The organism is Rhodococcus sp. OS5 (genome assembly GCF_056837585.1).
This window is the reverse complement of record NZ_CM166368.1, coordinates 6,033,335-6,046,086: the sequence shown is the minus strand read 5'-3', so window position 1 is coordinate 6,046,086 and position 12,752 is coordinate 6,033,335. Positions and strand designations below refer to the sequence as shown.

Genomic DNA, 12,752 nt, shown 5'->3' with positions numbered 1-12,752 from the left:
GGTTCTACCGCTTGACCCCGGCCGCCAAGTCGTCGACGAGAACCTTGGCGGTCAAGGCGTATCCCGCGGCCTTGTAGTAGTCGAAGGGAATCACTCGACCAGCCTGCGCGGCGGGCAGACGCTGCCACGTCGGCGAGGTGTACACGCTGCCGGAGGCGCTGCGATCCAAGGCGAAGATGACGTCGGCTTCTTCGAGACGGTTGAACTGCTCCGATCCGAGCATCACGCGAAGGTCGGGGCCTTCACGGAGCACCTCGAATCCCAGGTCCTCGGCGACGGCGGTGCGGAAATCGTTCTGGAACCACGCGATCTGATCCTCCGCGGCGGCGACGAAGGCAACCTTCTTGCCGGCCATCAGCGGTTCGACGGTCGGGCGGACCTGAGCTACATGGGCGTCGTACTCGGCGAGTACTTCTTCGGCGCGATCGCTGCGCCCGATGCCGGTGAGGAAGTCCGACATGACCTTCCGCCACTCCGGGGTGAAGTCCTTGCCGACGGGCAGGACCGGTGCGATCTGCTGCATCCGGTCGTTGCCGTACGACCCGGTGTCCCACCAGCCGGCGCTGAGGACGAGAAGGTCTGCGCCGAGAGTCGAGATGTATTCGAAGTTGGGATCGGAAGCACCTTCGGCGAAGATCTCGACACCCGTGGCATCCGGGACCTCACGGCGTAGGTGTTCGGCTGCGCCGGTCGGGTAGGCGGTCACCGGGTATCCGGCGAGGATCGACAATTCGAGGCCGTCCCGCGGGTCGAGGGCAACGACGTTCTGCGGGTCCGTCGGAATGATCAGCTTCTCGTCGCCGCGCGTGAACTCGAAGGTCTCCGCGTTCTCGGGCGTCGAACTTTCCGTGCTGCCGCAGGCGGCGAGAAACGCGGCCGCAGCGACGCCCGCGCCGACGCCGAAGAAACCGCGTCGCGTCAGGTTGTCCACGATCGCCCAGTAGTCGCGATCGGTCGTGGAGGGAGAAAGGAGTCGAGTCATGCTTGTTAGGTTAGCCTTAGGGGCTGTCTTCGGGAATGCTGAAACAGCTCCCGCGAACGCCAAGAAATACGGCGAACACGCCAGCACAGAGAGTGTTGTCCGCGTCACCGGCAGGTCTGATTCACAACCCACTTTCGACCTCTGACGTGCATGACGTCACAACCGGCCGCCTCCTCGATCGCGATTTGGCCCTGATCGCGCCGACTATGCTGAGTTGACCAGCAGTACGATTTCGGAGGTTGCAATGCAGATCACCAGCGTCGGCCACGCAGGATTTCACATCCAGACCGAGGCCGGATCCATCCTGTGTGATCCATGGGTGACCCCGACGTATTTTGCGTCCTGGGTGCCGTTCCCCGACAACACAGAGTTGGACTGGGACGCGCTGGGCAATTGCGACTACCTCTACGTCTCGCACCTGCACAAGGACCACTTCGATCCGAAGAATCTGATCGCGCACGTCAACAAGGACGCCACAGTCCTGCTCCCCGATTACCCGGTGCCGGACCTCAAGCGTGAACTCGAGAAGCTCGGCTTCCACAAGTTCTTCGAGACGGAAGACTCCGTCAAGCACACCGTCAGCGGTCCCAAGGGCGATCTCGACATCATGATCATCGCTCTGCGCGCTCCCGCGGACGGTCCGATCGGTGACTCGGGCCTCGTCGTCTCGGACGGGGAAACCACCTGTTTCAACATGAACGACGCCAGGCCCGTCGATCTGGACCCGCTGACCGACGCCTTCGGGAAGGTCGACATCCATCTGCTGCAGTACTCGGGCGCGATCTGGTACCCGATGGTCTACGACATCCCGAAGGGCACCAAGCGCAACTTCGGCAAGCAGAAGCGTCAGCGCGGCATGGACCGCTGCCGCAACTACATCTCCCAGGTCGACGCTGCCTGGGTTGTCCCGTCGGCCGGCCCGCCGGTCTTCCTCGACGACGACCTGCGTTACCTCAACGACGATCACGGCGACGAGGGAAACATCTTCCCCGACCAGATCACGTTCCTCGAGCAGATGCGCATCAACGGCAACGATCGTGGTCTGCTGATGATCCCCGGCTCGGCCGTCGAACTTCGCGGAAGCGAGAAGGTCGCGCTGACGCATCCCATCCCGGACGCAGACGTCGACAAGATCTTCTCCAACAAGGCCGAGTACATCGAGAAGATGGCGCAGAAGATGGCACCGGTCATCGCCGCGCAGAAGGCCACGTGGGCTCCGGCCGAAGGCGAGCCGCTGCTCGACGGTCTCAAGGCCAAGTTCGAGCCGATCATGGCTCAGTCCGATCTGATCTGCGACGGAATCGGCTACCCCGTCGGACTCGTGATGGGAGAGGAGACGGTCGTCCTCGACTTCCCGAAGCGGATCGTTCGTGAGCCCATCGACGGAGAAGGTAAGTACCGCTACGGCTTCCGCATCGCTCCCGAACTGGTTCGCACCGTTCTGCGCGACGACGAGCCCGACTGGGTCAACACCATCTTCCTGTCGACACGCTTCACGGCGTGGCGCATCGGTGGGTACAACGAATTCCTCTACACGTTCTTCAAGTGCCTCACCGACGAGCGCATCGCGTACGCCGACGGCTGGTTCGCCGAGGCCCACGACGACAGCGCGTCTATCGAGTTGGGCGGGTACGAGATTCAGCGTCGTTGCCCCCACCTCAAGGCTGACCTGTCGAAGTTCGGTGTTGTCGACGGCACCAACCTCACCTGCGATCTGCACGGCTGGCAGTGGGATCTCGAGACCGGCCGCTGCAAGACGTCCAAGGGCCACGAGCTGCGCACCAGCAAGCTGAGCTGAACCGAGCTCGTCGGGTGACGGGATACAGCAGGTCGCTGATCGGCCTGGCGACAGCGCTCGCCGGGTTGGCCGGTTACGTCGACGCGCTCGGATTCATCACGCTCGGTGGGCCTTTCGTTTCGTTCATGAGCGGCAACATGACGCAGGCGAGCGTCGCATTTGCCGACGGGGTGTGGTCGACCGCGCGGGTGGCCGGCGGCATCATCGTGCTCTTCCTTCTGGGAATCGCGCTGGGAACCGTCGTCACCCACTTCACGGAGCGCTATTCGGTCCGGGCCCGCAAGGTCACGGTGCTCGCGGTTGTAGCCGGGCTGCTGGCCATCGGTTCGGTGATGAGCAGCCTCGACGTCACTCCCGGCGCGATCTCGGCGATGGCCTTGGCGATGGGAGCCGTCAACTCGGTGTTCCAGCGCGACGGCGAGGTGACGATCGGTGTCACGTACATGACCGGTGCGCTGGTCAAGATGGGCCAGCGTCTGACCGGAGCCTTTCTGGGTGGCCCGAAGTGGGCGTGGCTGCAGCACTTCGGGATGTGTGCCGGGTTGATCGCGGGCGCGGTGGTCGGTGCGCTCGTTCATCGGTGGATCGGTCTTCACGCTCTGTGGCCCGCATCGGCGTTCACGGTTGTTCTGATCGCCGTCGCGTGGCGGGTCTCGCCCCCGTCTCCGGCAAAGGTGTAGAAAGAGCCAGACACAAATCCGGGGGTACAGGGGGACGCAGTGGACGCTCTGATCATCGTGGTGCTCGGTCTGCTCGGAATCGTCGCGGCCTCGACGCTCGGAGCGCGGATCGGAGTCGCAGCACCGTTGATTCTGGTGATGGCCGGGATCGTTGTCAGCCTCTTACCATTTGTCCCAGCAGTGGACATCGACCCGGAATGGATTCTGGCAGGCGTGCTTCCGCCACTGCTGTACTCCGCCTCGGTCTCGATGCCGTCGATGGAGTTTCGGCGTGAGTTCGGTGCCATCGGTGGGCTTTCCGTTCTGCTCGTGGTCGTGAGTGCGCTTGTTCTCGGTGTGTTCTTCTCCTGGGTGATACCAGGACTCGGTATCTGGTGGGGCATTGCACTCGGTGCGATCGTGAGCCCGACGGATGCCGTCGCGACGTCCATCGTCAAGAAACTCCCGGTCTCGCCGCGGGTGGTGTCGATCCTCGAAGGCGAAAGCCTGCTCAACGACGCCACCGCTCTGGTTCTGTTGCGTACTGCCATCGCCGGGGCCGCCGCATCGGTGTCGCTGTGGAGTGTGTTGGGCAAGTTCGCTTTTGCCGTCGTCGTGGCCGCGGTCATCGGAGTTGTCGTCGGCAAGGTCAACCTGATGGTTCGCGCCCGTGTCACCGATTCGACGGTCAACACGGTCATCTCGTTCACGGTGCCGTTTCTGGCGGCGATCCCCGCCGAAGAGTTGGGTGCGTCAGGATTGGTTGCTGCCGTCGTGGCCGGGCTCGTCACCGGCTACGACGCTCCTCGGAAGCTGTCACCGCGACACCGGTTGTCCGACTCCCAGAACTGGCGCACAGTCGAATTGGTTCTCGAAGGTGCGATCTTCCTGGTGATGGGCCTCGAACTCTCGTCGATAGTCGACGATGTCCGGGTCGACCACGAGGGCATATCCACGGCGGTCTTCGTGGCGGCGGGTGCACTGTTCCTCACGATCTTGGTGCGGGCTCTGTACGTGGCCCCGCTCCTGCGAGCGCTCCAAGCGCGGGCGAATTTTCGTGAACGCATGAAACCCAGACTCTCCGACATCGCGAATCGCCTCGACAATCCCGAGGATTACCCGCCAGACGAACGACGCAGCAGGCGCCGGGCACCTTCGGCGAATCAGATGGAAAGGTTCAAGGTTCGGGTTCGGCGGACGGTTGCCGATATCGACTACTACCTTGCTGCGCCGTTGGGATGGCGTGAAGGCACGATCGTCATCTGGGCCGGCATGCGCGGGGCGGTCACTCTGGCTGCAGCGCAGACTCTGCCGGAAGACACCCCGAGTCGATCGCTCCTGATCTTGGTTGCGTTCCTGGTGGCAGCAGGCTCGTTGATCCTTCAGGGAGGAACGTTGAAGCGCGTCGTAGTGGCGACCGGTCCGGCCTCGCAGGATCTCACCGAATCCGAACTAGACGAGCATCGCAGGTTGCTCGACCTCCTCGAAGATGCTGCTGCGAGTGTCGTTCCGCCAGAGGGTCGGTCGAAGAAGAGGATCCGCCTCGACGTGATCGACGCGCAGCGTCAGGCACTGCTCGACGCACGTGACGATGGCGTGTTCGACGCACGGATGCTCGGATCGGCACTTGCCGCGCTGGATGCCGATCAGATCAGCCTCGAACTCAAGGGCGGTCCGGACGGTTGATCACGTGCACAGTCTCTTTCGAGCGGACGTCATCATTGCCCGCGTGATCACGCCGTGCAGTACCTGAACGGGTGCGAAGTAGATTCGGCCCGCGCGGTTCTTCAGCTCCACGGCGGTGACGACGTGCAGGAGGCCGGCGTCGTTGTCGGCCTGAACCGAGGCGACGAATCGTAGGTGTTTCTCGTCCGCTTCGATGAGGGCCTCGCCGTCGGCGATCTTGTCGACGGCAAAGGTGTCGGGGCGTCCCTTGGCGATGCCGAGCAGTCCGACTATCCGCTCCCTGAGCCAGAACATCGCGAGGACGGGTGCGGGGACATTCCTGACGTCGAAGACTGCCTGCGCCCACTCCTCGGATGTATGGGTCGGAACAGACGGGATGGTGATCGTGGTGGCTTCTGCCCAGTCCGGTGCAGGCATTGCCTTGAAAGCGAGTGTCATTTCGTCCTCCGTACGGTGCCGTATGGAACTTATCCATACGGTACCGTACGGAGGTGACGAATGCCCGCGCCCGACTCTCTCGCGACCAGTGGATCGATGCAGCTTTCCGGGCTCTGACAAGCCATGGGCCTGATGCAGTTGCAGTGGAAAAGGTGGCGCGCACGCTCGGATCGACCAAGGGTTCCTTTTATTGGCACTTCGCCAACCGCGACGAATTGCTGCAAGCTGCGCTCGGCCGGTGGGAAGTTTTGGCAACCGAGAGACTGATCTCCTCCGTCGAGTCCTCTGGTGAACCGGCGGAGGTGAGGTTGCGTCGTCTGGTGGATTCGGTCACGACCGGATTGGCCGGTCGCCGTGCGGAGTTGGAACTGCTTGCCGGGATCGACCATCCTGTGGTTTCGGCGGCGGTTCGACGTGTCACCGAGCGTCGAGTTACCTACATCGTGACGTTGTTGGTCGATCTGGGGATGGACAGGCAGAAAGCGGAACATCGTGGCGTACTTGCCTATTCGATGTACCTGGGGCAGATGCAATTGGTACACAGTGCGCCCGATGTGGTTCCTGGCAGCGGTGCGGACGCTCAGGCGCTCGCCGACGAGTTCGTGAACATGGTTCTGGCCAGGTAAGTTCGCCGTCGAACGCAGCGTGATCTGCGCATCACCCTGCGCTTTCAGGTGAGGGACCACACATTGCGCGTAACCCATAGTTACAGATACTTTGAGGTCAGCTGAAGTGGGGTGCCGGATATGTCGACATTTCCCGGAGGCGCAAAACCGTTTCACGACAGGAAGAAAGGTGACTCACCATGAGCGTTGTGCTTATTTCGTTGCTGGTCGCCGCTGGACTCACCGTGCTGGCCACCAGTGACGGTGCCGGTCTGGACTTCGGGAGTCGGCAGCTGAACCGCCAGTTGAAGACCCGCACGCACCGGTAACCCCGGAAATCGGCCGGCTCCACGCGATACTTCGCGGAGCCGGCCGTTTGCGTCGTTCCGGTCAGTTCACTCCGAGATCTGCCAGCCAGGCCCGGGTGCTGCGGGCGACGATGCCCAAGGCAACGGCAGAACCCGTCGCGGAGTCGAACGCGACGCTGTCGGCAGATTCGAGCCCCGTGTAGAGCTGGGAAACCCCGACTGCTGCGCCCGCTCCGATGATCGGCGCAATCGACGCACCGAAGGCGTCGGGCGTCACGGCTTCGAAAGTTACCGCGCGCGAGAAGTGTTCGGCGAATGCCTCGGCCAGTTCGATGCCGGTGATCGCCGGAATCTGTCCGATGTCGACCGCGTCCGGTGCTACGTCGAGAGTCAGGGCCGCAACGGCTGCATCAGCGACGTCGAGATGTGAACTCCATGCGACCGCGAGATCGGCACGTAGTGGGTAACGCAGGACCCCTTCGTCTTTCACCCCCGACAGCACGGTGGGCAGAAGAAGATTCTCGAGGAACAAACGCGGGGTCAGGACGGTCACCGCGATACCTTCGGCGCGGAGTCCGTCGACGAGCTCGGAGAGAACGGGTGTGTTGGGACCGGCAAGCGGCGAAGTAGCGTCGCGGGTCACCGTGCCGCTGGTAGAGATCACGAACCGCGAAGGACCTGTCACTCTTGCTGCTGCCAGAACGTTGTGGGCGTAACCAGCTAGCGTCTCGGTGTCACCGGCGAGTGGCAGGTGGAAGAACACCCCGTCTACCCCGCGATAAGCGTCGGCGAGAGAGTCGACTGACGCATTGTCCGCGACAACGGTGTTCGCACCCTCGAACGTCTGGTCGGGGTTGCGGGTGATTGCTCGGACTTCGGCACCTGTCGATCCGGCGAGAGCCGCGACCAATCCCGCGAGAACGGGAGAACCCTGTGCGCCGGTGGCGCCATGCACTGTGTAAGTCATGACGCCTATAGTTCAGATTGGGAACCAGTTACTTCAAGTGAACTAATGGGGAATCGATGAGTGAATCAGGTCACGTGCTTCCGGAGTGCGGCGTCGCGCGCTTTCTGCTGGTTCTGGACGGACCGTGGGCAACGCTGATCGTTCGTGAGCTCACGCACGGCCCGATGCGCTTCACGGAACTACGACGCGCATTGCCCGGCATCAGTCCCAGGACACTTTCCGCCAGGCTCAAGCGATTCGAGGAGTTCGATCTGGTGACCCGGACTGCCTACGCCGAGGTGCCGCCGCGAGTGGAGTACGAACTCACCGCGACGGGGATGGAACTGCGCTCCGTGCTCGAAGCGATGGTCGAGTGGGCGGATCTGGCACTCCCCGTTTCGTGACCCTGCCCTCAGCGCGGGCCCGAAAGTCCAACCCGCAGAGCGCCGCAGGCCTCGAACATCGCATCTTGACCGGTATGGCCGACACCGGTGGTGTTGACGAAGGCATGGATCAATCCACTGTGACGCCTGAGTGCAACCGGGACTCCGGCCTCTCGCAGCCGGTTCGCGTATTCCTCACCCTCGTCGCGTAGTGGGTCGAAACCGGCGACGGCAACGTACGCGGGTGGTAGGCCGGCCAGGTCCGGAGTGAGCAGCGGGGAGACTCGCGGGTCGAGGGCCGAAGCGCCGCCCGACAGGTAATGGGCCGCATACCAATCGAGTTGGGCGTCGGTGAGAAAGAAGTCGGTGCCGAACATCTTGTGCGAAGGGCGCTTCGACGAAAGGTCCACCCAGGGAAAGAAGAGTAGCTGATATGCGGGCTTGACGTCGTCTTCGGTCGTGGACTGCGCGACGACGGCAGCCAAGTTCCCACCCGCGCTGTCTCCGCCTACCGCAATGGATTTCGGATCTGCACCCAGATCTGTGGCATGCTCGACGCAGTACCGGAATGCGGCGACGGCGTCATCGACCCCGGCGGGGAACGGGAACTCCGGTGCTAACCGGTAGTCCACCGACAACACACTGACCTCGCCGTGGCGGGCCAGGAAGCGGCACACACTGTCGCCGCTCTCGAGGCTGCCGAGGACGAACCCGCCGCCGTGGAAGTACACCAAAAGTGGAGCGGGCGTTGAGACTCCGGCCGGGCGATACAGCCGAGCCGGAATCGCGTGATCCCCGGCCGGGATCTCGAGGTCACGTACCGTCTCGATGTCGATGGGCGTACCGCCGAACAGTCGCGATTCGGCGGCGATCTGAGCCCGTCCCTCTTCGACCGGAAGATGCTCGAAGCTTGTACCTTCGACCGCTGAGAGCAACCGCAGTGCAAGCTGGATCTCGGGGTGCAGAGTCTGCCCGTCGATCTCCTTCGGCTTGCCACCGAGAATGCGCTGCGCGCCGGTCGGTAAGGCGCCGACGACATCGAGCACCACCCGCGCAACACGATCTTGGACAGACATCTTCTCCGTGGACATAGTCGCCTTCCGTCGGCCGATCACCCGTCGCTTGTACGTTACGAAAGAACCGGACAAATATCCAGGAATATCGGCGCTCGCGGTCAGTTTGCCGGCGTTACCGTGACCGTGACGGGACCCGCGCCGTCCGCGGTTTCCACTGTGAGAAGACGGCTTTGGGGGTTCCAGTTCACGATGTCGGCGCCCGCGACGTCGACGCCGCCGGGAAAGCCGCTTTCGGGTAGGTAGATCTCGGTCGGTGCCGTCACTGCGGGGTTCGGGGTGAACGTCAGCTGAAGGCGGTCAACGGTCGAGGACCATTCGGTGGGTGTGCCCGCGACGGCACGCGGATACGGCTTGTTCAGGGTGTCGACGAGGAGTGTCTGCGATCCGTCCGGCAGGTACGGGCCCCAAGGACCTGGATCACTGGACCAGTAGGAGACACCCGCGCCGAGTTCTCGGGCGGTCGTGTAGACGCGGTCGATGTAGTCGGTTGCGCCGGGCAGTGTTGTGTCGAGCCCGAATTCGCCGAGAATGATCGGAACGCCGCCGAGTACGTTGCCTGCGATGTGTTCGACGCTGTCGCGCCAGGTGTCGATGGTCGCGTCGGTGAGTGTGCGTGAGAGGCCGGAGTATCCGTCACCGAGGTCGAGGGGCAGCGGGTACAGGTGTGGGCAGTAGGCGATTCGCTGTTCGCCGGCTCGTGGGTCGTTGATCTTCGTGAGCCCGCTGGGGACACCTTGGTTGACGCCGACGGCCTGCGGGGCCACACACACCCAGCTGTCCTGATCAACTTCCCTGATGGCGTTGGTGGTTCGCTGATACAGGGCAGCGAGGGGCCCACCTTCGAAGGCGGGGCCTTGGAGGGAACCGCCCCACGGCTCGTTCATCAGGTCGTATGCCACGACGGTGTCATTGCCTGCAAAACGTTCGGCCACCGCCTGCCAGGCGTTCGCGTAGTGCTCGACCAGTTCGGGATGTTGGCCGGTGGTGTTCCAGAAGTTGTCGAATGCACGCATCACACCGGGTTGGACGTAGTACAGCTCCCAGCGGTCTTGAGGGGTGACCGGAAGGCCGTCCATGTAGGTCGCCCAGGCCGGCGCGCCGTTGCCGATGTTGCCGGCGCCGTTGCCGCTGTTGCCCTCTGGTGTGATCGCGCCGGAGTAGACGTCCTGATGCATGTCGAGCATGACCTTGTACCCGCGTTCGGCGTACCAGCTGACCCGGTCCTCGACGCGGTCCAGATATTTCTGGTCGTACTGTCCCGGCTCTGGCTCCACCGAACGCCAGGAGATCAGGAAACGCACGAAATTTGTTCCCATGTCGGCATGTTCGCGCTCGAGATCGGCTTCGGTGAACTTCGGCATGCCGTCGGGTGCGCTTTTTGCGCTCGACGCCGTGTTGAACCCTCGCAGGATCAAGGAGCGCCCGGCGTCGTCGGTCAGGTACGACGGTGGCACCGACGTGCCATCGGCGCTCCCCGACGTGGGCAGGCTGCCCTGAGCCGCGGCAATTCCGCCGCCCAGTATCAGTGAGCCCGCGACTATCAGTGCTGAGAGCGGGATACGACGCACGGAAACTCCTTCTGGGTGTGTGGATGGATTGACTTGTCCGAATGGGGATTCGGCCCTGGGCTTGAACGCTCGGTGTCGATTCACGTCGGTTGGCTTACACTGGTCCGCCCGTTTTCGATGTGTCCGACGAGCACGCGCTTGAATTCAGGATCTTCGTCGACCGTCACGGTGGCCTGATACCAGCCGTCCACCGACGCCACCGCCCACCGGCCGCGTGCGCCGGCAGCGAGCTTCCGTCGGTCTCCGTCGACGTCGACGGAGAGTGCGCGACTTCCGGAATTGTTCGCGGTCAGTACAAGCGCGCGCGTCCCTGCGTCGATGGTTGTCGAGACGTCGAGCGAGGCTGCCGCACTGTCTGTAGCTCCACTGAACTCGCGCCTGAAACCATTGGGACCCAACAGGGTCAGGCTGTAGACGCGATCACTGAGCGCAACGGTGTCATCGACCTCGCCCAGGAGGTCGTAATGCCGTGGCTCGTCGAACTCACCTGCGTACGGGTACAAGGCCAGGTGAGTTGATGCGGCACCGGCATTGACCAGATGGACCGTCAACGAGCCGGTTTCCGGGTTCACCGTCGTGTAGGCGTCGGGCTGATAGGGAAGGGCCCGTGCTGGTCGAGTGCCGCTTTCCTGCAGGGGCATTCTCTGTTCGGTGGGTGGGGTCGGTGTCCACCGCGGTTCCAGAGGCGGAGTGGGCTGCGGGCGCGCCAAAGTCGGTCGGCTACGCGGGTTGGCGAAGTCGAACGCCGACGTCAGGTCGCCACTCACCGTGCGTCGCCACGGGTCGATTTCCGGCTGCGTGATTCCGAACCGCTTCTCCAGGAATTGCGTGACGGACGTGTGGTCGAACACTTGTGAACAAACGAAACCGCCAACAGTCCACGGCGAGATGATCGTCATCGGCACCCGCGGGCCGAGACCGAGCGGCTGATTACCGACCCATTCGGCTTCGACCGAGCGCGGCGGTCGAGGTGGCGGTACATGGTCGAAGTACCCGTCGTTCTCGTCGAAGTTGACGATCACGGCCGTCTTCGTCCACAGATCCGGATCGGACGCGATGGCGTCGAGTACTTGATAGAGCAGTGTTGCGCTCGCTGCCGGTGACGAACCCGATGGGTGCTCCGAATCCACCTCGGACGGAACGAGATAGCTGACTTGCGGCAGTCGACCGGACTCGACGTCTTTCCTGAACTCGGCAGCCAGTGTGCCGGGCCGGGATCGGTACAGCGCGCGATCGTAGAGTTGGCGATCAGCAGGCGACAGTTGGTCTGCGGCATTCGCGAGGGCCAGTACCGCTGCGTCCTGGACCGGCGCCGGCATCGACGGCAGGGCGAGATAGAACCCGGCCAAGGTCTGGATTTCGTAGGGGAGCAGGCTCGGCCGGCCAAGCAGCCCTGCCGCCACTTTCTTGAAGGCGGTGAAGTATTCGAGGTTGTTGTCTCCGAAGTTGTCCCACTCCTGGTAGGTCTTCCAGGAAATGCCGGCGGACTGCAACCGCTCGGGGACCGTCGTCCATCCGTAACCGGCGTGCCAGGGGTTGTAGGCCGCGTTGGTTACAGCTCGTCCCCCGGGACCGGGTGGATCCGAAGGCAGGACCGACTCGGTTGGATTCGGCGAAAGTGGCTCGTATCCCGTGTATCCAGAGACCCAATAGTTCCGGTTGGGGCTCGTGGACGTCGGAACGGAGCAGTGGTAGGCGTCGCAGATCGTGAACGCGTCCGCCAGTTCGTAGTGAAAGGGAATGTCTTGCCGGTCGTAGTAGGCCATCGTCGTGCCGGTTTTTGCCGCGATCCAACCGTCGTGCCAGCCGTCGGCGAGTGCGGCATGTCCGCCCGCCCAGCTGTGGTCGAGTCCGGTCACGTTCTGGGTGTCCATGCGTTGCGCCGCAGCCGAATCGCGGATAGGGAAGGGGAGCACAGGACCGGTAGGCCCGGGTTGTTCGAAGACGCTGTGGCCGCCGCGCAGACGCAGCGCATTCGGATCCCCGAATCCGCGAACACCCCTCAGTGCGCCGTAGTAGTGATCGAAAGATCGGTTCTCCTGCATGACGAGGACAACATGCTCGATCGAATCGAGCCCGCCGGAGTTGACGGGTGTCGCCAGTACACGCTGAAGCGACGGCGGGAGAAGGGAAGTAGCGGCGACTGCAGTTGCACCGACCCCGGCGGCGAGAAACGACCGTCGAGAAAGAGAATTCCTGGACACTTGTGCTCCATCGATAAATCAATCAGTTCTATGACCACGGCCGCAACAGGCTGCTGCCGCTGCTCCGAATCGGTGCAGCGGCAACAGCGTCGAGAAGAA

The 12,752-nt window shown here is 63.2% G+C and carries 12 protein-coding genes; 6 read left to right on the top strand and 6 right to left on the bottom strand.

Features of this window, described 5'->3' with window-relative positions:
- Positions 1–4: 4 nt before the first annotated feature.
- Positions 5–982 (bottom strand): ABC transporter substrate-binding protein, encoded by a 978-nt coding sequence (locus ACVZUB_RS28300; RefSeq protein ID WP_003942949.1) that lies wholly within the window; start codon positions 980–982, stop codon positions 5–7.
- Positions 983–1,226: 244 nt separating this feature from the next.
- On the opposite strand from ACVZUB_RS28300, the gene ACVZUB_RS28295 reads away from it, so the two are divergent.
- From ACVZUB_RS28295 to ACVZUB_RS28285, 3 genes are read left to right on the top strand one after another with little or no spacing between them, the layout of a single operon-like run.
- Positions 1,227–2,780: an MBL fold metallo-hydrolase gene (locus ACVZUB_RS28295; RefSeq protein WP_003942885.1), complete on the top strand. Its 1,554-nt coding sequence runs from the start codon at positions 1,227–1,229 to the stop codon at positions 2,778–2,780.
- Positions 2,781–2,794: 14 nt separating this feature from the next.
- Positions 2,795–3,460, top strand: coding sequence for a YoaK family protein (locus ACVZUB_RS28290; RefSeq protein ID WP_054781194.1), 666 nt, complete (start codon positions 2,795–2,797; stop codon positions 3,458–3,460).
- A gap of 39 nt (positions 3,461–3,499) precedes the next feature.
- Complete coding sequence (locus tag ACVZUB_RS28285) at positions 3,500–5,125, top strand: cation:proton antiporter (protein WP_054781195.1); 1,626 nt, start codon at positions 3,500–3,502, stop codon at positions 5,123–5,125.
- Here the strand turns inward: ACVZUB_RS28285 and ACVZUB_RS28280 are convergent, their stop codons facing one another.
- Complete coding sequence (locus ACVZUB_RS28280; protein ID WP_007730272.1) at positions 5,126–5,563, bottom strand: DUF2867 domain-containing protein; 438 nt, start codon at positions 5,561–5,563, stop codon at positions 5,126–5,128.
- Positions 5,564–5,616: 53 nt separating this feature from the next.
- Between ACVZUB_RS28280 and ACVZUB_RS28275 the strand changes: the two genes are divergently transcribed.
- Together ACVZUB_RS28275 and ACVZUB_RS28270 are read left to right on the top strand one after the other, a co-directional pair.
- Positions 5,617–6,189: a TetR/AcrR family transcriptional regulator gene (locus tag ACVZUB_RS28275; RefSeq protein ID WP_378396821.1), complete on the top strand. Its 573-nt coding sequence runs from the start codon at positions 5,617–5,619 to the stop codon at positions 6,187–6,189.
- A gap of 179 nt (positions 6,190–6,368) precedes the next feature.
- Entirely contained in the window at positions 6,369–6,497 is a 129-nt protein-coding gene (locus ACVZUB_RS28270; RefSeq protein ID WP_003943237.1) for a hypothetical protein, read from the top strand.
- A 61-nt stretch (positions 6,498–6,558) separates the two neighbouring features.
- On the opposite strand, the gene ACVZUB_RS28265 is transcribed toward ACVZUB_RS28270, so the two are convergent.
- Positions 6,559–7,443, bottom strand: coding sequence for an SDR family oxidoreductase (locus ACVZUB_RS28265; protein ID WP_064687923.1), 885 nt, complete (start codon positions 7,441–7,443; stop codon positions 6,559–6,561).
- A 56-nt stretch (positions 7,444–7,499) separates the two neighbouring features.
- Here ACVZUB_RS28265 and ACVZUB_RS28260 point away from each other — a divergent pair, with 56 nt between their 5' ends.
- Complete coding sequence (locus tag ACVZUB_RS28260; RefSeq protein ID WP_019745900.1) at positions 7,500–7,826, top strand: winged helix-turn-helix transcriptional regulator; 327 nt, start codon at positions 7,500–7,502, stop codon at positions 7,824–7,826.
- Positions 7,827–7,834: 8 nt separating this feature from the next.
- On the opposite strand, the gene ACVZUB_RS28255 is transcribed toward ACVZUB_RS28260, so the two are convergent.
- The 3 genes from ACVZUB_RS28255 to ACVZUB_RS28245 all read right to left on the bottom strand — a co-directional run bounded on the left by ACVZUB_RS28255 (position 7,835) and on the right by ACVZUB_RS28245 (position 12,653).
- Positions 7,835–8,896, bottom strand: coding sequence for an alpha/beta hydrolase (locus ACVZUB_RS28255; RefSeq protein WP_231782675.1), 1,062 nt, complete (start codon positions 8,894–8,896; stop codon positions 7,835–7,837).
- A gap of 83 nt (positions 8,897–8,979) precedes the next feature.
- The gene (locus ACVZUB_RS28250) at positions 8,980–10,449 is read right to left on the bottom strand and encodes a cellulase family glycosylhydrolase (protein ID WP_404650239.1); all 1,470 of its coding nucleotides are present in this window, start codon (positions 10,447–10,449) and stop codon (positions 8,980–8,982) included.
- A gap of 80 nt (positions 10,450–10,529) precedes the next feature.
- Positions 10,530–12,653: a phosphocholine-specific phospholipase C gene (locus tag ACVZUB_RS28245; RefSeq protein WP_404650240.1), complete on the bottom strand. Its 2,124-nt coding sequence runs from the start codon at positions 12,651–12,653 to the stop codon at positions 10,530–10,532.
- Positions 12,654–12,752: the final 99 nt, after the last annotated feature.